The sequence below is a fragment of the Rhodobacter capsulatus genome, assembly GCF_005144475.1.
Lineage (GTDB): Bacteria > Pseudomonadota > Alphaproteobacteria > Rhodobacterales > Rhodobacteraceae > Rhodobacter > Rhodobacter capsulatus_C.
Genome location: NZ_SWJZ01000008.1, coordinates 84,204 through 105,037 on the forward strand (window position 1 = coordinate 84,204; position 20,834 = coordinate 105,037).

Here is a 20,834-nt window from a genome sequence, read left to right on the forward strand (position 1 = left end):
GTTGCGCTGCCCCCCGGTTTCGGGCTTGATCCGGCCAAACACGGGGGGCGACATGATCAGCGAACGCAAGCGCATCTGGGGCTGGTGGTTCTTCGACTGGGCCAGCCAGCCCTACAACACCTTGTTGCTGACCTTCATCTTCGCCCCCTTCATGGAGCGGCTGATGGGCGACGGCACCACGGCGCAGACGGTCTGGGGCTTCGGCATCGGCTTTTCCGGCCTGATCATCGCGGTGGCCTCGCCCTTCCTGGGCGCCATCGCCGACCGCTCGGGTCGGCGCATGCCCTTCATCTGGTTGTTTTCGTTTATGTATGTGGCGGGCGCCGCGTTCCTCTGGACGGCCGAGCCGGGCCATTACAACCTCTGGCTGGTGATGACCGCCTTTGCCATCGGCATGATCGGCATGGAATTCGCCACCTCCTTCACCAATGCCATGCTGCCCGACCTGACCGGCCGCGACAACATCGGCAAGGTGTCCGGCTCGGGCTGGGCCTTCGGCTATCTGGGCGGGATGGTGTCGCTGATCGTCATGCTGACGCTCTTGCAGGCCAGCCCGACCACCGGCAAGACGCTGATCGGGCTGACGCCGCTGTTCGGCCTTGATCCGGCGACGGGCGAGGATACCCGCGTCGTCGGCCCGCTGACCGCCGTCTGGTATGCGGTCTTCATGATCCCGTTTTTCCTTTGGGTGCGCGAGCCGCGCGTGCCCGGCGCCGTACCGGTGGCGCAGGCCACCCGCGAAGCCTGGCCCGAGCTGCGCAGCACCCTGAAATCGCTTCCGAAACGACCCAGCCTTTTCGCCTATCTGGTGTCGTCGATGTTCTACCGCGATGCGCTCAATGGCATCTTCACCTTCGGCGGGCTTTACGCGGCGGGGGTGCTGAACTGGTCGATCCTGCAGATCGGGCTGTTCGGCATTCTGGGCACGATCACCGGCGCCACCTTTTCCTGGCTCGGCGGCAAGGCCGATGACCGTTTCGGCCCGAAATCGGTGATCGTCTTCAGCCTGATCGCCCTTGCGCTGCTGACGCTGGGCGTCGTCTTCGTCTCGCGCGAGAGTGTCTTCGGCATCGCCGTCGCGGCCGACAGCACCCTGCCCGACATCGCCTTTTACCTCCTCGGCGGGCTGATCGGCGCGGGCGGCGGGGCGTTGCAATCGGCAAGCCGCACGATGATGGTGCGCCAGTCCGACCCGGACAAGATCACCGAATGCTTCGGCCTTTACGCGCTGACCGGCAAGGCCACCGCCTTCCTGGCGCCGCTCTCGATCGGGGCGGTCACGGCGATGACGCAAAGCCAGACTTTGGGCATCACTCCCGTCATCGTGCTTTTCGTTCTGGGGCTGATCCTGCTAGCCTTCGTCAAATCCGAGGGAGACCACGCCGCGGCGTGAAGCAAAGGAAAGCGCATGACGCCGATCCGCCTTGCCGTTGCCGCCGCTCTGGTGGCGCTTGCCCCGCTTTCCGCCACGGCCGAGCCGCTGGCGCGGCAGCTGTTCGGCGCCCAGGCCCGCCCGACCGAAGGCGCCGCCGCGCCGGTCGGCGCCTATTCCCGGGGCTGTGCCGCCGGGCTGGTGGCGCTGCCGGAAACCGGCCCGACCTGGCAGGCGATGCGGCTCGAGCGCAACCGTTTTTGGGGCCAGCCCGAGCTGGTCGCCTATCTGCAGGATCTGTCCGCCTTCGCCGCCACCCTGCCCGGCTGGCAGGGGCTTTACATCGGCGATCTGAGCCAGCCGCGCGGCGGGCCGATGACCGGCGGCCATGCCAGCCACCAGATCGGGCTGGATGCCGATGTCTGGATGCTGCCCGCGACGCGGCTGGATCTGTCGGCCAGGCAACGCGAGAAGATCTCCTCGATCTCGATCCGCACCAAGGATCAGACCCGGGTGAACGGCAACTGGACGCCGCAGCATGCGGCGCTGTTGCGCGCGGCGGCTTCGGACCCGCGGGTGGATCGCGTCTTCGTCGCGGCGGCGGCGAAGCTCGCCATGTGCGCCACCGCGACCCGCGCCGACACCGCCTGGCTGCAGAAGATCCGGCCGATCTACGGCCATAACGAGCATTTCCACGTCCGGCTGAAATGCCCGCCCGGCGCGCGGCTCTGCGAGGCGCAAAAACCCACGGTGGCCGAACTGTCAAAGGGCGGCAACGGCTGCGACGAGACCCTGACCTGGTGGGTGACGACCTATCTTGAGGAGCTGCGCCACCCGCCGAAACGGCAAAAACCTGCGGGCCCGGCGCCGAAAAACGCGAAAACCTATGTGATGTCGGATCTGCCTGCGCAATGTCAAAACATCCTCTCCGCGCGGTGATCGCCGGCCTTGCGCTGGCCGCGGTGCTGGCGACGCTGCCGCTTTGGCCGCTGGCACCGGCCCAGGCCGGGCAAGACCGCGCCGAATTCCTGCAGGCCTTTGTCTGGCGCAACCCCGATCCGGCGTTCGGCGGCTTCTCGGCGATCGATTTCGCCGATGACGGCACAAGCTTCGTCACCGTCTCGGACCGCACGACGATCTGGCGCGGCAGGCTGACGCGGGACGATGCGGGGCGGATCGTCACGGCGACCGCCACAAGCGGCCCGGTGCGGCTGCTCGACAGCAAGGGCAAGGCGCTGGGCCGGTTCAGCGGCGATTCCGAAGGCGTGGCGCTGGCCCCTGACGGCAGCGTTTTCATTTCCTTCGAGGGGATGGCGCGGGTCGTGCGCTATCCGCAGGACGGCGGCCCGGCGAAACCGCTGCCCCGCCCCGCCGCCTTCAAGCAGTTCCCGCTCAACGGCGCACTGGAATCGCTCGCCATCGCCGCCGACGGCACGCTTTACACGATGCCCGAACGCTCGGGCAGCCGCAGCGCGCCCTTTCCGGTCTGGCGCTTTCGCAACGGGCAATGGACGCAACCCTTTGCCATCCCGCGCGACGACGACTGGCTGCCGGTCGGCGCGGATTTCGGCCCCGACGGCCGGTTCTACCTGCTCGAACGCGATTTCTGGGGCCTTCTGGGCTTTCGCAGCCGGGTGCTGGTCTTCGAGATCACCGGCGACCGGATCGGCCCCGGCACCGAACTTCTGCGCACCACCGCAGGGCTGCATGACAACCTGGAGGGCCTTGCCGTCTGGCGCGACGCGCAGGGGGCGATCCGGCTGACGATGATCGCCGACGACAATTTCAACGCCTTTCAGCGCAGCCAGATCGTCGAATACCGCCTGAACCGCTGAGGTTTTCCTTGACCCGAAAGGGCCCGGGGCGTAAGGCCGCCGCGTCCGCATGCCGCGGGCCATGTCTCCGCGACCATGTAAAAACGGTGATCCTGAATGCGCTACTTGCCCGGCATCCTTGCCATGGCCACGATTGTCGTGGCCTCGAACATCCTCGTGCAGCATCTGCTCGGTCAATGGCTGACCTACGGGGCCTTCACCTATCCGCTTGCCTTCCTTGTCAATGACACCACGAACCGGCTGCAGGGCGCCCGCGCCGCGCGGATCGTCGTCGTCTCGGGCTTTTTCGTCGGCGTGATCTGCTCGCTGATCGGCTCGCAGATCGAGGGCGAGTTCGGCCCGCTCGTCAGCTTCCGCGTCGCGCTGGCCTCGGGGCTGGCCTTCCTGGCCGGTCAGCTGATCGACATCTCGGTCTTCAACCGGCTGCGCAACCGGGTCCGCTGGTGGCCCGCGCCCTTGGCCGCGACGCTGATCGGCTCCGTCCTTGACACCTGCGTCTTCTTCACCATCGCCTTTGCCGTCAGCCTGAGCTTCCTTGAACCGGGCAATGACGTGACCTGGGCGAACGAAACCCTGCCGCTTCTGGGCCTCGGCCCCGCCGCGCCGCTGTGGATTTCGCTGGCCGCAGCCGATCTGTGCGTAAAACTTGTGCTTGGCATCTTTGCACTGCTGCCTTTCCGGGCGATGGTCTGGCGGTTTTCGCCACGGATTGCGTAATTTAACTTGCCATACACCAAATCTGTGCCACCCTCCTCATATCGGCAACACGCATGAAAGGAGGTGGTCCAGTGTCTAGAGTGATATTGGAGAGAGGTGTCGGGACAGTCAGGGGGGCCGAGGCCTGAGGGCAACCCCAAGGGTCGCAGACCCTGGCTGGGACGGAGGATCTGATCCAGACCCTAACCGGACCATCTCCGTAGATCTCGGGGGTCGCAGGCCAAGCCCGCGACCCTTTTACTTTGCGACTTTTCGACCGCGGCGGGCCATTCGGCCCGCTTTTTCATTGCGGGGGCTGGATTTGCGGGGCCACCCGTGGCAATCCGGAACCGGCATCCAAGGGGGCGGAGGGCGCGATGGACGACAGCGACATTTCCGGCATGACGTTCGAGCAGGCGATGGCCGCGCTGGAACAGGTGGTCACGCAGCTCGAACGCGGCGAGGTGGCGCTGGATCAGTCGGTCCGGCTCTCCGAGCGCGGCGCGAAGCTGAAAGAGCGCTGCGCGATGTTGCTCAAGGAAGCCGAGGAACGGGTCGAAAAGATCCTGCTGGGCGAAGGCGGGGTGCCCGCGGGCACCGTTGCGGTGGAAGGACTCTGATGTTTTCCGAACGTTTGAAAGAAGTGCAGGACGCCGTCGAAGCGGCGATGGCGGCGGCGATCGGGCGTCTGCCCGCGGGCGATCTGCGCGACGCGATGGCCTATGCGGCGCAGGGCGGCAAGCGGCTGCGGGCCTTTCTGGCGATCGAATCCGCCGCGATCCACGGGATTTCGATGGCCCAGGCGATGCCCGCGGCGCTGGCGGTCGAGGCGCTGCATGCCTATTCGCTGGTGCATGACGACATGCCCTGCATGGACAATGACGACCTGCGCCGCGGCCTGCCGACGGTGCACAGGAAATGGGACGAGGCCACCGCCGTTCTCGCGGGCGACGCGCTGCAGACCCTCGCCTTTGACCTCTGCACCGATCCGGTGCTGGGATCGGCCGAAAACCGCGTCGCGCTGGTGGCCGCTCTGGCGCAGGCCTCGGGGGCCGAGGGGATGGTCTACGGTCAGGCCCTTGATATCGCCGCCGAGACCGCCGCGGTGCCGCTGACGCTTGACGAAATCATCCGGCTGCAGGCGGGCAAGACCGGCGCGCTGATTTCCTTTGCCGCGCAGGCGGGGGCGATCATCGCGGGCGCCGACCGCGCGCCGCTGGCCGCCTATGCCACGGCGCTTGGCCTTGCCTTCCAGATCGCCGACGACATTCTGGACGTCGAAGGCGACGAGGAAGCGGCGGGCAAGCGGCTCGGCAAGGATGCCGAGGCGCACAAGGCCACTTTCGTCTCGCTGCTGGGTCTGGAGGGGGCAAAAGCCCGCGCCGCCGATCTGGTCGCCGAGGCGGAAACGGCCCTTGCGCCCTATGGTGCCGCCGCCGCTACCCTTCGCGCCTGTGCGCGCTATGTGATCGAACGCGACAAGTGAAGCGAGCCCCATGAGCCAGCCCCCAGTGACCCCGATCCTCGACCGCGTGCGTCTGCCCTCCGACATGAAGGGGCTTACGGACCGCGACCTGCACCGACTGGCCGATGAATTGCGCGCCGAGACGATCTCGGCCGTGTCGGTCACCGGCGGCCATCTGGGCGCGGGGCTGGGGGTGGTGGAACTCACCGTGGCGCTGCATGCGGTCTTCGACTGCCCGCGCGACAAGATCATCTGGGACGTCGGCCATCAGTGCTACCCGCACAAGATCCTGACCGGACGGCGCGACCGCATCCGCACGCTGCGCACCAGGGGCGGGCTCTCGGGTTTCACCAAGCGGTCCGAAAGCCCCTATGACGCCTTCGGCGCCGGGCATTCCTCGACCTCGATTTCCGCGGCGCTGGGCTTCACCATGGCGCGGGAACTGGGGTCCGAATGCGGCGATGCGATCGCGGTGATCGGCGACGGCGCGATGACCGGCGGCATGGCCTTCGAGGCGTTGAACCACGGCGGCCATCTGGGCAAGCGGATGTTCGTCATCCTGAACGACAATGAAATGTCGATCTCGCCGCCCGTCGGCGCGCTCTCGTCTTACCTGACCCGGCTTTATTCCGAGGCGCCGATGCAGGATCTGAAGGCGATGGCCAAGGGCGCCGTCAGCCTTCTGCCGGAACCCTTCCAGGAAGGCGCGCGGCGGGCCAAGGAAATGCTCAAGGGCATGGCGATTGGCGGCACGCTGTTCGAGGAACTGGGCTTCGATTATGTCGGTCCGGTCGACGGGCATGATCTGGATACGCTGCTGCATCTGTTCCGCACGCTGAAGACGCGGGCGACGGGGCCGGTGCTGATCCATGCGCTGACGAAAAAGGGCAAGGGCTATGCCCCCGCGGAAAACCGCCCGGATCGCGGCCATGCGACGGCCCGGTTCGACGTGCTGACCGGGGCACAGGTGAAAGCGCCCTCGAACGCGCCCAGCTACACCAAGGTCTTCGCCGAAAGCCTGATCGATCAGGCGAGCCGCGATGAAAAGATCGTCGCGGTGACGGCGGCAATGCCCGAAGGCACCGGGCTGAACCTGTTCGCCGAGCGGTTTCCGCGGCGCTGCTTCGATGTCGGCATCGCGGAACAGCATGGCGTCACCTTCTCGGCCGGGCTGGCGGCGGGGGGGATGAAACCCTTCTGCGCGATCTATTCGACCTTCCTGCAACGCGGCTACGACCAGATCGTGCATGACGTGGCGATCCAGCGCCTGCCGGTGCGCTTCGCCATCGACCGCGCCGGTCTGGTGGGGGCCGATGGCGCGACCCATGCGGGGGCGTTTGACATCGGCTTCATGGCGAACCTGCCCGGCATGGTGGTGATGGCCGCCGCCGACGAGGCGGATCTGGTGCACATGGTCGCCACCGCCGTCGCCCATGACGAAGGTCCGATCGCCTTCCGCTACCCCCGCGGCGAGGGGATGGGGGTGGACATGCCCGCCCAGGGCGTGCCGCTCGAGATCGGCAAGGGCCGGATCATTTCCGAAGGGGCGCGCGTCGCGATCCTGTCCTTCGGCACCCGCCTCGCCGAAGTGCTGAAGGCGCGCGAGGCGCTCGCCGCCCGCGGCATGGCGCCGACAGTGGCCGATGCCCGGTTTGCGAAACCGCTCGACAAGGATCTGATCTTGCGGCTTGTGGCGGAACACGAGGCGCTCATTTGCATCGAGGAAGGCGCGGTCGGCGGCTTTGGCAGCCATGTGGCGCAGTTCCTGTCGGAAGAGGGCGTGTTCGACCGCGGCTACAAGTTCCGCTCGATGGTGCTGCCCGACACTTTCATCGACCACGCCAATGCCGAGGACATGTATGCCGCGGCCAGGATGAACGCGGCCGACATCGAGGCGAAGGTGCTCGATCTGCTGGGCGTCGCGGTCGCAAAACGCGCCTGAGGCGCGGGCTGAACCGTCGAGAAGAGCGTATTTGAGCCAAGAAGAAACCCATGGGCTTCTTCTTGGTGCAAATACGCAGCCTTCCTTGTGGAAGGGCGCGGCGGTCAGGCTTGCCGGGACCGCCAGCACGCGCGGATGAAGCTTGCCGTCATCAGATCCAGATGCGCGCCGCCGCCGTTCTTGCACAGCGTGATGTCCTCGGCGCTGTCGCGGGTAAAACGGCCCGCGGCGATGTCGTAGAAATCGGCGATCACATCGGCCTCGGCGATCACCCCGCGGGCGAGCGGATCGCGGAATTCGCCGATATGATGCAGCGTCGTCGCGCGGGAATCGCAAAAAAGCCGCGCCCGGCGCAGGGTCGCGTCATCGGCCTCGCGCATGTCGGGGCGGAAGGCGCCGATCAGGTCGATGTGGGTGCCCGGCTGCAGCCAGTCGCCGCGCAGCCAGGGCTCCTTCGCCATCGTCGTTCCGGCGACGATCTCGGCCGTGCCCAGCGCGGTTTCAAGGTTCAGCTTGACGCGCGCACCGGTGGCCGCGGCCAGCGCTTCGGCACCGGACGCAGAGCGGTTCCAGACGGTGAAGCGGGCGGCGGGGAAGGCCGCGCGATAGGCTTCTATCATCGCGGCGGCCACCTTGCCCGCACCGCAGATCAGAATTTCCCGCGCCTCGGGCCGCGCCAGAAGCCGCGCGGCGAGCAGACTGTCCCCCGCCGTCTTCCATTTCGTCACCAGCGCGAAATCGAGCACGGCCGACAACAGCCCCGTCCGGTCCTCCATCAGCATCACGCCGCCATTCACCGTGGGCAGATCCGGGGCATTCCCTGGCACGATCGTCGCGGCCTTCACCAGCATGCCCAGCCCGTCGATCAGCGCCGAGCGGGTCAGCAGCGTGTCGGCGCCGCGATAGAGGAAGCTGTCGGCGACCTCGGCCCGCGGCAGGCGGTGCCCGGCCAGGAAGGCCTCGGTCAGGCCGATCCAGTCAAGCTGCGCTTCGGCCTCGGGGCCGATCAGGGCGGGGGTCATGCAGCCTCTCCTTCGGTCAGGAAGCCCTCGGCGACGAGCCTTGCGGCCCAGCCTTCGGGCGTGGTGAAAAGATGCGTCTGCCAGCCCCGCGCGGCGGCGGCGGCGATGTTTTCCGCGCGGTCGTCGGCGAACAGAAGGTCGGCGCCGGAATAGCCCGTGCCCTCCTCCAGCGCCGCATAAAAGCGCGGGTCGGGCTTGATCAGCCCCAGATAGCCCGAGACGAAGAGCCGGTCGAAATCGGTCAGGAACGGATAGCTGCGGCAGGCGAGCTCGAAGGTGCCGACGCCGAAATTCGACAGCGCGAAGACCGGCACCCGCTTGGCGCGCAGGGCCGCCAGCAGACGCACGGACCGCGGAATGGCCGGGGTGCACATGTCAAGCCAGTGGTCGTGCCAGGCCATCACCTCGGCCCGCCAGTCAGGGTGCAGATCGGCATGGGCGCGCACGGTTTCGGCAAAGGGCGCCCCCAGATCGATACGCTCGTTCATCGCGGCGATGCCGGTTTCCGCCCAGAAGGCGCGGCGGCGTTCGGGACCGATCAGGCGGTCGTAAAACGCCTCGGGGTGCCATTCGACCAGCACCCTTCCGATGTCGAAAACCACGGCTTTAGTCATGTGTGCACCCATGCGATGACGGCGGGAATGGACAGGATCGAGACCGCGGTCGAAATCAGGATCGCGGTCGAGACGCGCTGCGGCGCGACGCCGAAATGCGCGGCAAGGATATAGACATTGCCTGCCACCGGCAGCGCGGCGGCGGCGACCATGACGCCGGCGGCAAAGGGCTCGACCGGGAAGATCAGGAAAGCGGCAATGGCGACGGCCAGCGGATGCAGCACCAGTTTCGCCGCGGAAAGCCAGAGCGCGGGGCCAAGCCTCTCGGCCGAGCGCCCGGCCAGCGAGGCGCCGATGGCAAAGAGCGCCCCGGGCGTGGCGGCACCGCCGAGGATTGTCATGAAGTCTTCAAGCGGCCCCGGCATCGGCAGATGCCAAAGCGCCCAGGCGAGCCCGGCCAGCATGGAAACGATCATCGGGTTCTTCGCCAGACCCAGCGCCAGGGGCGCGAGCGCCACGCGGCCATGCCGGGCATAGGTGACAATGAGCGTGATCAGCGTCGAAAACACGATCATGTCGGCAGCCAGCACCATCAGCACCGGCCCGGCCGCCTTCGGCCCCAAAAGCACGACCAGCATCGGCACGCCCAGAAAACCGGTGTTGCCGGTCATTGCGGTATGGGCCTCCATCGCCGCTTCCGCCAAGGGGCGGGCGCGCAGCTTCGCCACCGCAAAGCCCAAGGCCCAGACCGCGGTCGAGGCGGTCAGATAGGCGGCGAAAAAGGCCAGATCGAAAAGTTCCGCAATCGGCAGCGTCGCGGTGAAGCGAAACAGCATCGCCGAGAGCGCGAAGTAAAAGACGAATTTCGTCAGCCAGGCCGTCGCCTCGGGCGGGAATAAGCGCAGCCGACCCGCCGCCCAGCCAAGCCCGATCAGCGCGAAGAACGGCAGTGTCTTCAGGAAGATCTCGATCATGGTGCAGGGCTAACATGCCGCAGCACGCGGCACCAGCGACGCGATTTGCGTATTTGGACCAAGAAGAAACCCGCAGCTTCTTCTTGGCGCAAATACGCCCTTTCAACCGCCGCCAATCAGCGCCCCGGCGGCAAAGACCAGCGCGCCGCCCACCACCACCTGCAGCACGGCGCGGAAGAAGGGCGTTTCCATGTATCTGTTCTGGATCCAGGCGATCGCCCACAATTCGACGAAAACGACCACCATGGCGATCGCCGTCGCGGTCCAGAAATCCGGGATCAGATAGGGCAGCGCGTGGCCAAGCCCCCCCAACGTCGTCATCACCCCCGAGGCCAATCCGCGCTTGAGCGGGCTGCCGCGGCCCGAGATCACCCCGTCGTCATGCGCGGCCTCGGTGAAGCCCATCGAGATCCCCGCACCGACCGAGGCCGCCAGACCGACCAGCAGCGTCGTATGGGTGTCCTGCGTCGCGAAAGCGGTGGCGAAGATCGGCGCCAGCGTCGAGACCGAGCCGTCCATCAGCCCCGCCAGACCCGGCTGCACCCAGGTCAGCACGAATTGCCGATGCGCCGAGCTGTCTTCCGCGGTCTTCGCCGCGCCGGTCAGATTGTCCTCGGTCAGGGTTTCGGCATGGCGTTCGTGCCGCGCCTCGGCCGCCGCCAGATCGCCCAGAAGCTTGCGCGTCGCCGCATCCGTCGTGTGTTTCGCCGCCTGCACATAAAAGGCCCCGGCGGTGCGTTCCATCGCCTCGGCCTCGGCGCGGATCGTGGCCAGCGAGAGGGTCGCCGAAAGCCACATCGGCTTGCGGGCATAGAACCCCGCCACATGTTCGCGGCGAATGAGCGGGATCACCTCGCCGAACCGGGCCCGGTGCCGCTCGATCAGCGCCTTGCGGTGACCGTCCTCTTCCTCGGCCATGCCGTCGAAGACCGCCGCCGTCGCGGGATAATCGTCGCGCAGCCGTTCGGCGAAGCTGCGGTAGATCCGGGCATCGTCTTCCTCGGAGGAGATGGCGAGGGCCAGAACCTCGCGCTCGGAGAGGTCGGAAAAGCGGCGGCGGTTGGCGAGTGCGGAAAACATGGCGGCCCCAGTTTAGAATGATTCCAACATAGACGCTGTGTCGCATCTTGCAACCGATTGATGTGAACCGTCCAGTTCAAATTGCCCTTGAATAACTGAACGACTCGGTTCATATACCACCATGTAAACCGAACGGTTCAGATTGGAGACCCAGATGAAACGCTTCTTCCTTGGCCTTGCGCTTGTCACGATGACCGCGTCTGCCGCCGCGGCCGGAGGCATGAGCTTCGACCTGCCGCGCCTCGACTTTCCGGGGGCTGGCGCCGAGGTCACGCAGACCTGCAACCTGCTGACGCAGACCTGCAGCCAATAAGTCCGACGCAAGCGCCGTGCCCCGACGGCATGCCACGAATGGTTGACCGTGCCGCCCCTGCACCCTACGCATGGGCGGACAGGTTAACCGAACGGGGCAAGCCATGGCCGGACCGCACGACGCGCTGATCGTCATCGACATTCAGAACGACTTCTGCCCGGGCGGCGCGCTTGCGGTGGCGGGGGGCGACGAGATCATCGCGCGCGTCAATGCACGGATGGCGGAAACCCCCGTCACCGTGCTGACGCAGGACTGGCACCCGGCCGATCACGCCTCTTTCGCGGAAAACCACCCGGGTCTGGCGCCGTTTTCGCAAATCGACATGCCCTATGGCGCGCAGACGCTGTGGCCCGCGCATTGCGTGCAGGGCACCAGGGGCGCCGACTTCCACCCGGGGCTGCGCACCGATGCCGATCTGATCCTGCGCAAGGGCTTCCGCCCCGCGATCGACAGCTATTCGGCCTTCTTCGAGAATGATCGCACCACCCCCACCGGCCTTGCGGGCTATCTGCGCGAGCGCGGCATCACCGAGCTGACCCTTGTCGGGCTGGCGCTGGATTTCTGCGTCGCCTGGTCGGCGATCGACGCGGCGAAGCTGGGCTTCCGCACCCGTGTTCTGGAAGGCGCCTGCCGGGCCATCGACCTGAACGGCTCGCTTGACGCCGCGCGGGCGCAGATGCTTGCGGCGGGCGTGGGGCTGGAGCCCTGAGATGGTCGATATCGCCACCCGCGTCTACAACCACCGCTGGCAGATCGACCCGATCGTCCGCTCGCTGATCGACACCGATTTCTACAAGCTTCTGATGTGCCAGTCGGTGTTCCGCCACCGGCCCGCGACGCAGGTCACCTTCAGCCTGATCAACCGCACCAAATCCATCCGCCTTGCCGATCTGATCGACGAGGGCGAGCTGCGCGAGCAGCTGGATTACGCCCGCGGCCTGCGGCTGACGCGCGGCGAAAGCACCTGGCTGCGCGGCAACACCTTTTACGGCAAACGGCAGATGTTCCGCCCCGATTTCATGGAGTGGTTCGAGGCCTTCCGCCTGCCGCCCTATCACCTGGAAAAACGCGACGGCCAGTATGAGCTGACCTTCGAGGGCGCCTGGCCCGAGGTGATGATGTGGGAAATTCCGGCGCTGGCGATTCTGATGGAGCTGCGCTCGCGCGCCGTGCTGCGGGGCATGAAACGCTTTGAATTGCAGGTGCTTTATGCCCGCGCGATGACCCGGGTCTGGGAAAAGATCGAACGGCTGAAGCGGATCGAGGGGCTGAAGATCGCCGATTTCGGCACCCGCAGGCGGCATGGCTTCCTGTGGCAGGACTGGTGCGTGCAGGCGATGGTCGAAGGGCTTGGCGATGCGGCGCAGGGCGGCTCTTTCACCGGCACCTCGAACTGTCTGATCGCGATGCGCCGCGATCTGGAAGCGGTGGGGACGAACGCGCATGAACTGCCGATGGTGATGGCCGCGCTGGCCGAGACCGACGCGGAATTGCGGCAGGCGCCCTATCGCGTGCTGGAAGACTGGCACGAGGAACACGACGGCAATCTGCGCATCATCCTGCCCGACACCTACGGGACGAAAGGGTTTTTGCAACGCGCGCCGGACTGGCTGGCCGCCTGGACCGGGATCCGGATCGATTCCGGCAATCCCTATGAGAGCGCCGAGACCGCGATTTCCTGGTGGCAGGCGCGCGGCGAGGACCCGACGAAGAAGCTGGTGATCTTTTCCGACGGGCTTGATGTCGCGCAGATCGAGGCGCTGCACGCCCGGTTTCGCGGCCGGGTCAAGGTCAGCTTCGGCTGGGGCACGCTTTTGACCAACGATTTCCGCGGCCTGGTGGAGGAGGACGAGCTGTCCCCCTTCAGCCTTGTGTGCAAGGCGGTGGCGGCGAACGGGCGCCCGACGGTCAAGCTGTCGGACAACCCGGAAAAGGCCACCGGCCCCGCCGCCGAAATCGCCCGCTATCGGCAGGTGTTCGACACCGGCGCCCAGGCCTCGATGCCGGTCGTCGTTTAACCGTCGAGCGCGTTCATCAGCCAGTAAAGCCCGGCCGACAGCACCGCCGAGGCGGGCACGGTGATGATCCAGGCCGCAACGACCGTGGTGATATGCGAGCGCCGCACCAGCAACCGGCGCGAGCGTTCCTCGGGCGGGATCACCTTGCCCTTTTGCAGACCCAGCATCCGCGCCCGGCGTTCCGCATGCCATTCGCGGTAAAAGCCGACGCCGAAGACGCCGCCCACCGCGATATGGGTCGAGGACACCGGCAGACCCAGCCACGAGGCGACGATGACGGTGATCGCCGCCGACAGAGCGACGCAATAGGCCCGCATCGCATTGAGCTTGGTGATCTCCGATCCCACCAGCTTGATCAGCCGCGGCCCGAACAGCGTCAGCCCGACCGAAATGCCGAAAGCGCCGACCGCCATGATCCAGAACGGCACCTCGACCTTGTCGGTCAGCGTGCCGTCCTGCACCGCATGGACGATCGCCGCGAGCGGCCCGACCGCATTGGCCACGTCATTCGCCCCATGCGCAAAGGACAAAAGCGCCGCCGACACGATCAACGGGATGGTGAACAGCTTTTTCAGCGTCTTCTTGCGGTTCTCCTGGCCCTCGGATTGCGCGCGCACCAGCGGCACCGAAACGCCCCAGGACACGAACCCGACCAGAGCGCCGATCAGCAGCGACGCGCCAAGCGAGAGGTCCAGGATCCTCGTCAGCCCCTTGAGCGCCAGATAGGCGGCGAAGGTGCCGGACATGAAGCCGATCAGCATCGGCACCCATTTGCGCGCCGCGGTGATCTTGTCCTCGACATAGAGGATCTTCGCCTTGATGAAGGCAAGGAAAAGCGCGGCAAAGATCCCGCCCAGCACCGGCGAAATCACCCAGCTCGCGGAAATCGTCGCGATCGCGGGCCAGTTCACCGCGCCAAAGCCTGCCGCGGCCACGCCCGCGCCGACGACCCCGCCGACGATCGAATGGGTGGTGGACACGGGCGCCCCCATCCAGGTCGCCACATGCAGCCACAGCGCCGAGGCCAGCAGCGCCGCCATCATCGCCCAGATGAAATGCGCCGCATCGGGCACGGCCTCGGGCGCCAGAATCCCGGTCGAGACGGTCTTGACCACGTCGCCCCCGGCAATCAGCGAACCCGCGATCTCGAAGATCGCGGCGATGATCAGCGCCCCCCCCAGCGTCAGCGCATTCGCACCGACGGCCGGGCCCATGTTGTTGGCGACGTCATTGGCACCGATGTTGAGCGCCATATAGGCGCCGATCGCGGCGGCGAAGACCACGATCAGCCCGCCCGGCTGCGCCCCCATCAGGATCGCGGCGAAAACCCCGGCCAGCACGATGAAGGCCAGACCGATCCCCGGCGCCACCAGCGGCCGGGCCACGAATTGCGTCGCCTCTTCCAGAAGACCGATCCGGCTCAGATCCTTGTCGAGCGTCTTCCATTGGTTGATCGGCGGTGTAGCCACGGTCTTTCCCCTGCCCGACGCCCGTCACAAAACTGACAGCCGTCCGTTACGTTCGCGCGTGGGTTAGACCTGATGCCCGCTCAAGGCAATGCGACCTTCACGAAAACGTGCGCAAGATCTGCTTCAATTCGCGTTCCTGCACCCGTTTCGCCGCCGCCTTGGGCGGGACGAATTGTCGCGCCCGACGCCCGACCTCGGGATAGTCGTCATCTAGCCCCTCGACATCGACGACGAAGCACAGCACCTTGCAGCGCTGTTCAAGCCCGTTCTTGCGCCGCTTCGTGTAATGAAAGGCGCCGACCGGATCGGCATTCACCCGGCCGCGCACCCCCGCCTCTTCCCAGGCTTCGCGCAGCGCCGCCTCGGCCAGGGTCTTGCCGCGCATCGGCCAGCCCTTCGGCACGATGCAGCGCTTGGTGTCCAGCGAGGAGACCAGCAGCACCTCGGTTTCGCGGCCCTTGCCGCGCCGACAGATCGCCGCCACCTGCAGGGCCTCGGGGCGGTGGCCCAGCAGATTGCGCAAAAACGGGGGCAGGCCGATCATCCGATGTCCCCCCAGGGGCTGCCGTCGTCCAGCAGCATCCGCGCCAGTGCCACCGCCCGATAGGCATAGGCGCGCTGGCGGCGGCTGTCGGCGGGCGCCCGGGTGACGACCCATCCGGCAGAAACGAAGGCCCGCACCGCAAGGAACAGCGGCAGCAGCTCCAATTGATTAACAGTCAATTGTCTTCGGCTGCGATAGCCCGCGACCAGACGGCGGGCATGTTCGGGCAACAGCGGATCGCCCCAGCTTTGCACCAGCGCCGAGGCCAGATCGTAAAGCCGCCAGCCCGGGCCGCTGTCGTCGAAATCGATCAGCCGCAGGCCCTGCCGGGTGATCATCGCATTCGAGCGCAAGGTGTCGGCGTGGATCGGTCCGAAATCGGTGGCACGGGGCAAAAGCCCCCGCGCCTTGTCGCGCGCGGCGCGCAGAAGGGCGCTTTCCTCGGGCGTCAGCGTCGGCGCCTCCCAGAACCGGCCCAGCCGCGGGGTCTCGCCCAGAAGCGCCTCGGCGTCCCAGCCCGCGCGCGGGAAGGGCCGGGGGCAGGCGCCCGCATCGGTGGCATTGTGCAGATCGGCGATCAGCGCGCCGAAATCCTCGGCCCGGGCCAGAACGGCACTGTTTTCCAAGGGGGCCACGGCCTCGCCCATCGGCCGCCCCTCGATCCAGCGCAGGCAGGAAAAGGTCAGCCCGCGCGCCTGCACCACCCAGGCGCCATTCGCCGCCGGGATCGGTTCGGCCACCGCCACGCCATGGTCGCACAGCCGCGCCGACCAGGCCAGCTCGGCGGCAATCGCGGAGGCATCCTGATAGCCGGGACGGTGCAGCCGCAGCGCCGCCTTGGTGCCGGTGGGCAGGATGGTGCCGAAGACGATGTTTTCGGATCGCCAGACCAGCTGCAGCGGCGCGCCCCTGCACAGCCAGGCGCGTTGCGCCTCGGCGGCGATCTCGTAGGCGGCGGCGTCATCCATCATGCGGGGATCTTTCGCAAGATCGCATCAAGCGTCTCGACCAGTTGCGCGGCATTGTCGCGTGAAAACGGCATCGGCGGCCGCATCTTGAGAATATGCTGACCGCGCCCGACCCGGCCCAGCAGGATGCCTTCCTCCTTGGCGGCCTCGACCACCCGGCCGCAGAAATCGGTGGCGGGCTGGCCATCGGCGGCAAATTCGATGCCGAAGAAAAGGCCGAAGCCGCGGGTGTCGGCGATCAGCGGATGGCGCAAGCCGCGCAAAAGGTCGCGCGCATGCTGGCCGACATCGCGGGCGTTTTCGACCAGGCCCTCGTCTTCGATCACGTCCAGCACGGCATTGGCCGCGGCACAGGAAACGGGATTGCCCGCGAAAGTGTTGAAATAGCCGAAGGCGGTGCGAAAGGCCGCCATCACCTCGGGACGCGCGATCACCGCGGCGACCGGATGGCCGTTGCCCATCGGCTTGCCCAAGGTCACCACATCGGGGGCAAAGCCAAGAAACTCATGGCCCCACCAATGCGACCCCACCCGGCCAAAGCCCGGCTGCACCTCGTCGCACAGGATCAGCCCCCCAGCCTTGCGCACCACCTCGACGGTCGGAGCAAGGAACCCGGGGCCGATACCCGGCGTCCCCTCGTTCGCGAAGATCGGGCAGAGCATGAGGCCCGCAAAACCGTGGCCGGAAGCCTCCAGATCGGCAATCGCCCGGGCCACGCCTGCGGCAAAGGCCTGCGGCTGCGCGGCCAAGGAGCCGCCCAAGGGCGCCAGACTGTCGGGCGCGGGCACGCGGCGGATATGGGGCGGGTAGCCGCCGATCGGCGGACGCCGGGTCGACAGATGCGCGACGGCCGTGGTGTTGCCGTGATAGGTGTTGTCGGTGGCAATCAGCCCGGTCTTGCCGGTCGCCGCCTGCGCCATCCGCAGCGCGACATCATTCGCCTCGGAGCCGGTGCAGGTCATCAGCATCTGGCGGAGATCGTGACCGAATTTCGCGATGAGCCGCTCACCGTAATTCAGGATCCCGTCATGCAGATAGCGGGTGTGGGTGTTCAGCACCGAAGCCTGCGCCGCAATCGCCGCGACCACGCGGGGATGTCCATGGCCGACATGCGCGACGTTGTTGTAGCAATCCAGATAGCGCCGCCCGGTCTCGTCAAAAAGCCAGACGCCCTCGCCGCGCACGATCTGCAAGGGGCGCTCGTAAAAGGTCGGCACATTCGGCCCCAAAAGCCGCGTGCGGCGGGCCAGCAGGTCACTCATCCTCGCCCACCCTGCCCCGCAGCGCCTTCACCTCGCCCCGCACCGTCTTCGCCGCCAGCCGCCGCCGCTGACTGCCCAGGGTCGGCTTCGTCGCCACCCGCCGCTTCGGCGCCACCAGCGCGGCGCGGATCATCTCGGCCAGCCGTTCCCGCGCCAGCTCGCGGTTGCGCAGCTGACTGCGTGTCTCCTCGGCCCGGATCACGATGGCGCCGTCCAGCGTCCATTTCCGCCCCGCCAGCCGCTGCAACCGCGCCTTCACCGGGGGCGTCAGATGCGGGCTGCGCGCGGCCTCGAACCGAAGTTCCACCGCAGTCGAGACCTTGTTGACATTCTGCCCCCCCGGCCCCTGCGAGCGCGTGAAGCTTTCCGACAGTTCCCAGTCGGCAATCGCCAATGTGTCGTCAATCCACAGCATGGACCCAACCTAAACACCGATCCGAAAAACAAAAGCCCCCGGCCCTTTATCTTGCCGAAAATATCCAAGGGCGTGCGGGGCAGAGCCCCGCTCTCAGGCCAGCAGACGGGCACCATCCTGCCCGGAAATGCGCAAGGACATCACCGTGCCCTCCGGCATATCACGGTCAAACGACACTTCGGTGAAATATTCGGTCCGACCGAGCCGCGGCCCCTCGGTCAGCACCTGCCGCAGCTGCCCCACCTCGGCCGCCAGATGCCGGAGAAGCGCCGCCTCGCCCGCCGCCCGCAGCCGCGCCGCCCGGTCCTTGATCAGCGGCCCCGCCACCCGCGGCATCCGCGCGGCGGGCGTGCCCTTGCGCGCCGAATAGGGGAAGACATGCAGGAAGGTCAGGCCGCAGTCCGCGACCAGCCGCAGGGAGTTTTCGAACATCTCCTCGGTCTCGGTCGGAAAGCCCGCGATGATGTCGGCGCCAAAGACGATGCCGGGGCGCAGCCGCCGCGCCTCCTCGCAAAAGGCGATCGCATCGTCGCGCAGATGCCGCCGCTTCATCCGCTTCAGGATCATGTCATCGCCATGCTGGAGCGACAGATGCAGATGCGGCATCAGCCGGGGCTCGGTCGCGATCGCCAGCATCAGGTTGTCATCCGCCTCGATGCTGTCGATCGAGGAAATCCGCAGCCGCGCCAGATCGGGCACCAGCCGCAGGATCCGCATCACCAGATCGCCAAGCCGTGGGCCGCCCGGCAGATCGGCCCCCCAGGAGGTGAGATCGACCCCGGTCAGCACCACTTCGGCAAAGCCGCGATCGACGAGCCGCTTGATCTGCTCGACCACCACCCCGGCCGGGACAGACCGCGAATTGCCGCGCCCGAACGGGATGATGCAGAAGGTGCAGCGATGATCGCAGCCGTTTTGCACCTGCACATAGGCGCGGTGCCGCCCGAAACCGTCGATCAGATGACCGGCAGTTTCCTTGACCGAGAGGATGTCATCGACCATCACCCGCTCGGTTTCGCCAATGAAATCCGCCCCTTTCGGCGCCAGCGCCGCCCAGGTTTCGGGCTGCATCTTCTCGTGATTGCCGACGACGCGCGTCACTTCGGTCATCGCCGCGAAAGTCTCGGGTTCGGTCTGCGCGGCGCAGCCGGTGACGATGATCGCCGCACCGGGATTTTCGCGCGCAAGCTTGCGGATCTCCTGCTTGGCCTTGCGCACCGCCTCGGCGGTGACGGCGCAGGTGTTCACGACGACCGCGCCGGAAAGACCGGCCTGCGCGGCCAGCTCTTTCATCGCCTCGGTCTCATAGGCATTCAGCCGACAGCCGAGCGTGGAAAAGACCGGCGGTTTCATAGGGTTGTAAGGAAGGCGGGGGACAGCTGCGCCTCGAAGACCAGCGCGGTCGGGCCGGTCATCCAGACGCCGTCTTCGCGCCAGTCGATTTCCAGCCGCCCGCCATCGACATCGACGATCACCTGCCGCCCGGTCAGGCCGCGCAGATGCGCCGCCACCGCCGTCGCACAGGTGCCCGAGCCGCAGGCCAGCGTGATGCCCGCGCCGCGTTCCCAGACCCGCATCCGCAGATGATCGGGCCCGACAAGCGCGGCGAATTCGACATTGGTGCGTTCGGGGAAGAGCGGATGATGCTCGATCTTCGGGCCAAGGCCCGAAACATCGGCGGCCTCGGCATCCTCGACGAAGAAGATGCAATGCGGATTGCCCATGCCGACGGCGACGGGATCGCCCGCCAGCGGCAGCGCCAGCGGATCCCCCGCCACGGGAATCGCCGCGGCCTCCAGAATCGGGGCGCCCATGTTGACGGACACCAGCCCGTCCGCGCGCCGCCGCGCCGAAAGCCGGCCGCGCGCCGTGGTCAGCGTGACGCGATCCTTGCCCAGATCGCGCATCATCAGATCCGAGACGCAGCGCGTGGCATTGCCGCAGGCCCCCGCCTTCGAGCCATCCGAGTTCCAGAATTCCAGCGTGAAATCCGCGCCCTCGGCGGGCAGGATCACCGCAAGCTGGTCGAAGCCGACGCCGCGATGCCGGTCGCCCAGCGCCCGCGCCAGCGCAGGCGTCACCGGGTTTTCACCGCTGCGCGCGTCGATCACGACGAAGTCGTTGCCAAGGCCGTGCATCTTCAGAAAGCGCAGGCCGGGTTCGGAAAGGGGTCTGTTGTCCATGCGCGCCCTCTACACCCCGTCCGCAGTTTTTTCCAGTGCCGCGATTTTTTTCGCGTTTTGGCCCTTGACCCCCCCGACGCAGGCCTTTAGAGAGCGCCGCAGTGATGGGCCGTTAGCTCAGTTGGTAGAGCAGCTGACTTTTAATCAGCGGGTCGCAGGTTCGAATCCTGCACGGCTCACCATCACTCTCTCCGCGGATCGCGAAAAGAAACAACCCCTTCGGGGGCTGGACTTTTCGTGCCCCCGGACCATCTGGGCCGCAGGAGGCCGAAAGATGGACAAGAAATATCACAAGACCCCCGAAGCGCTGGCCCGGCTGACACCGGAGCAATTCCGCGTCACGCAGGAAAGCGGCACCGAGCGTGCCTTTACCGGGGCATTCTGGAATACCACCGACCCCGGGCTTTATGTCGATGTGGTTTCGGGCGAGCCGCTGTTTTCCTCGCGCGACAAGTTCGACAGCCACTGCGGCTGGCCCTCGTTCACCCATCCGGTCGCGCCTGCGCATGTCCGCGAGCATCGCGATCTCAGCCATGGCATGATCCGGACCGAGGTGCGCTCGGCCCATGGCGACAGCCATCTGGGCCATGTCTTCCCCGATGGCCCGCGCGATCGCGGCGGGCTGCGCTATTGCATCAACTCGGCCAGTTTGCGGTTCATCCCGAAAGATCGCATGGAGGCCGAGGGTTACGGCGACTGGCTGGCAGAACTGGAGGCGTGAG

General features: G+C 66.8%; 22 protein-coding genes and 1 tRNA gene. 12 read left to right on the forward strand and 11 right to left on the reverse strand.

Annotation, left to right across the window (positions count from 1 at the left end):
• The first annotated feature begins 52 nt into the window (after nucleotides 1-52).
• The 7 genes from FBT96_RS01595 (at nucleotide 53) to dxs (ending at nucleotide 7,310) form a co-directional block, all read left to right on the forward strand.
• Nucleotides 53-1,393 (forward strand): MFS transporter, encoded by a 1,341-nt coding sequence (locus FBT96_RS01595; protein WP_136904649.1) that lies wholly within the window; start codon nucleotides 53-55, stop codon nucleotides 1,391-1,393.
• Between the two features lie 15 nt (nucleotides 1,394-1,408).
• Nucleotides 1,409-2,311, forward strand: a complete 903-nt coding sequence (gene mepA, locus FBT96_RS01600; protein ID WP_136904650.1) for a penicillin-insensitive murein endopeptidase — start codon at nucleotides 1,409-1,411, stop codon at nucleotides 2,309-2,311.
• Nucleotides 2,284-3,207 (forward strand): esterase-like activity of phytase family protein, encoded by a 924-nt coding sequence (locus FBT96_RS01605; RefSeq protein WP_136904651.1) that lies wholly within the window; start codon nucleotides 2,284-2,286, stop codon nucleotides 3,205-3,207. Before mepA ends, FBT96_RS01605 begins: the two co-directional genes overlap by 28 nt.
• 96 nt (nucleotides 3,208-3,303) lie before the next feature.
• Nucleotides 3,304-3,924: a queuosine precursor transporter gene (locus FBT96_RS01610; protein WP_136904652.1), complete on the forward strand. Its 621-nt coding sequence runs from the start codon at nucleotides 3,304-3,306 to the stop codon at nucleotides 3,922-3,924.
• A gap of 356 nt (nucleotides 3,925-4,280) precedes the next feature.
• The gene (locus tag FBT96_RS01615) at nucleotides 4,281-4,523 is read left to right on the forward strand and encodes an exodeoxyribonuclease VII small subunit (protein WP_055210160.1); all 243 of its coding nucleotides are present in this window, start codon (nucleotides 4,281-4,283) and stop codon (nucleotides 4,521-4,523) included.
• Complete coding sequence (locus FBT96_RS01620) at nucleotides 4,523-5,389, forward strand: polyprenyl synthetase family protein (RefSeq protein WP_136904653.1); 867 nt, start codon at nucleotides 4,523-4,525, stop codon at nucleotides 5,387-5,389. The genes FBT96_RS01615 and FBT96_RS01620 overlap by 1 nt, the downstream gene beginning before the upstream one ends.
• Before the next feature lie 10 nt (nucleotides 5,390-5,399).
• The gene (dxs, locus tag FBT96_RS01625; RefSeq protein ID WP_136904654.1) at nucleotides 5,400-7,310 is read left to right on the forward strand and encodes a 1-deoxy-D-xylulose-5-phosphate synthase; all 1,911 of its coding nucleotides are present in this window, start codon (nucleotides 5,400-5,402) and stop codon (nucleotides 7,308-7,310) included.
• A gap of 104 nt (nucleotides 7,311-7,414) precedes the next feature.
• Here the strand turns inward: dxs and FBT96_RS01630 are convergent, their stop codons facing one another.
• The 4 genes from FBT96_RS01630 to mbfA all read right to left on the reverse strand — a co-directional run bounded on the left by FBT96_RS01630 (nucleotide 7,415) and on the right by mbfA (nucleotide 10,940).
• Nucleotides 7,415-8,332 (reverse strand): ornithine cyclodeaminase family protein, encoded by a 918-nt coding sequence (locus tag FBT96_RS01630; protein ID WP_136904655.1) that lies wholly within the window; start codon nucleotides 8,330-8,332, stop codon nucleotides 7,415-7,417.
• On the reverse strand, nucleotides 8,329-8,946 hold the full coding sequence (locus FBT96_RS01635) for an HAD-IA family hydrolase (protein ID WP_136904656.1): 618 nt from the start codon (nucleotides 8,944-8,946) through the stop codon (nucleotides 8,329-8,331). The genes FBT96_RS01630 and FBT96_RS01635 overlap by 4 nt, the downstream gene beginning before the upstream one ends.
• Nucleotides 8,943-9,860, reverse strand: a complete 918-nt coding sequence (locus FBT96_RS01640; RefSeq protein WP_136904657.1) for an AEC family transporter — start codon at nucleotides 9,858-9,860, stop codon at nucleotides 8,943-8,945. Before FBT96_RS01640 ends, FBT96_RS01635 begins: the two co-directional genes overlap by 4 nt.
• A 102-nt stretch (nucleotides 9,861-9,962) precedes the next feature.
• A complete protein-coding gene (gene mbfA / locus FBT96_RS01645) occupies nucleotides 9,963-10,940 on the reverse strand; it encodes an iron exporter MbfA (protein WP_136904658.1) in 978 nt (325 codons plus the stop codon).
• A 154-nt stretch (nucleotides 10,941-11,094) separates the two neighbouring features.
• Here mbfA and FBT96_RS20520 point away from each other — a divergent pair, with 154 nt between their 5' ends.
• The 3 genes from FBT96_RS20520 (at nucleotide 11,095) to pncB (ending at nucleotide 13,271) form a co-directional block, all read left to right on the forward strand.
• Nucleotides 11,095-11,253: a hypothetical protein gene (locus FBT96_RS20520; protein ID WP_157851434.1), complete on the forward strand. Its 159-nt coding sequence runs from the start codon at nucleotides 11,095-11,097 to the stop codon at nucleotides 11,251-11,253.
• A 103-nt stretch (nucleotides 11,254-11,356) separates the two neighbouring features.
• Nucleotides 11,357-11,962, forward strand: coding sequence for a bifunctional nicotinamidase/pyrazinamidase (pncA, locus tag FBT96_RS01650; RefSeq protein WP_136904659.1), 606 nt, complete (start codon nucleotides 11,357-11,359; stop codon nucleotides 11,960-11,962).
• 1 nt (nucleotide 11,963) lies between these two features.
• On the forward strand, nucleotides 11,964-13,271 hold the full coding sequence (gene pncB / locus FBT96_RS01655) for a nicotinate phosphoribosyltransferase (protein ID WP_136904660.1): 1,308 nt from the start codon (nucleotides 11,964-11,966) through the stop codon (nucleotides 13,269-13,271).
• Here pncB and FBT96_RS01660 read toward each other — a convergent pair.
• The 7 genes from FBT96_RS01660 to dapF form a co-directional block, all read right to left on the reverse strand.
• Nucleotides 13,268-14,740: an inorganic phosphate transporter gene (locus FBT96_RS01660; RefSeq protein WP_136904661.1), complete on the reverse strand. Its 1,473-nt coding sequence runs from the start codon at nucleotides 14,738-14,740 to the stop codon at nucleotides 13,268-13,270. The genes pncB and FBT96_RS01660 overlap by 4 nt on opposite strands.
• Nucleotides 14,741-14,837: 97 nt before the next feature.
• Nucleotides 14,838-15,284, reverse strand: coding sequence for an NUDIX hydrolase (locus FBT96_RS01665; RefSeq protein ID WP_136904662.1), 447 nt, complete (start codon nucleotides 15,282-15,284; stop codon nucleotides 14,838-14,840).
• Entirely contained in the window at nucleotides 15,281-16,255 is a 975-nt protein-coding gene (locus FBT96_RS01670) for a phosphotransferase enzyme family protein (RefSeq protein ID WP_136904663.1), read from the reverse strand. Before FBT96_RS01670 ends, FBT96_RS01665 begins: the two co-directional genes overlap by 4 nt.
• On the reverse strand, nucleotides 16,252-17,514 hold the full coding sequence (locus FBT96_RS01675; protein WP_136904664.1) for an aspartate aminotransferase family protein: 1,263 nt from the start codon (nucleotides 17,512-17,514) through the stop codon (nucleotides 16,252-16,254). Before FBT96_RS01675 ends, FBT96_RS01670 begins: the two co-directional genes overlap by 4 nt.
• A complete protein-coding gene (gene arfB, locus FBT96_RS01680; protein ID WP_055210191.1) occupies nucleotides 17,507-17,929 on the reverse strand; it encodes an alternative ribosome rescue aminoacyl-tRNA hydrolase ArfB in 423 nt (140 codons plus the stop codon). The genes FBT96_RS01675 and arfB overlap by 8 nt, the downstream gene beginning before the upstream one ends.
• A 93-nt stretch (nucleotides 17,930-18,022) precedes the next feature.
• Nucleotides 18,023-19,282: a tRNA (N(6)-L-threonylcarbamoyladenosine(37)-C(2))-methylthiotransferase MtaB gene (mtaB, locus tag FBT96_RS01685; protein WP_136904665.1), complete on the reverse strand. Its 1,260-nt coding sequence runs from the start codon at nucleotides 19,280-19,282 to the stop codon at nucleotides 18,023-18,025.
• Complete coding sequence (dapF, locus tag FBT96_RS01690) at nucleotides 19,279-20,112, reverse strand: diaminopimelate epimerase (protein ID WP_136904666.1); 834 nt, start codon at nucleotides 20,110-20,112, stop codon at nucleotides 19,279-19,281. The genes mtaB and dapF overlap by 4 nt, the downstream gene beginning before the upstream one ends.
• A gap of 106 nt (nucleotides 20,113-20,218) precedes the next feature.
• On the opposite strand from dapF, the gene FBT96_RS01695 reads away from it, so the two are divergent.
• Both FBT96_RS01695 and msrB read left to right on the forward strand, forming a co-directional pair.
• Nucleotides 20,219-20,294, forward strand: a tRNA-Lys gene (locus FBT96_RS01695).
• A 92-nt stretch (nucleotides 20,295-20,386) separates the two neighbouring features.
• Nucleotides 20,387-20,833, forward strand: coding sequence for a peptide-methionine (R)-S-oxide reductase MsrB (msrB, locus tag FBT96_RS01700; protein ID WP_136904667.1), 447 nt, complete (start codon nucleotides 20,387-20,389; stop codon nucleotides 20,831-20,833).
• Nucleotide 20,834: the final 1 nt, after the last annotated feature.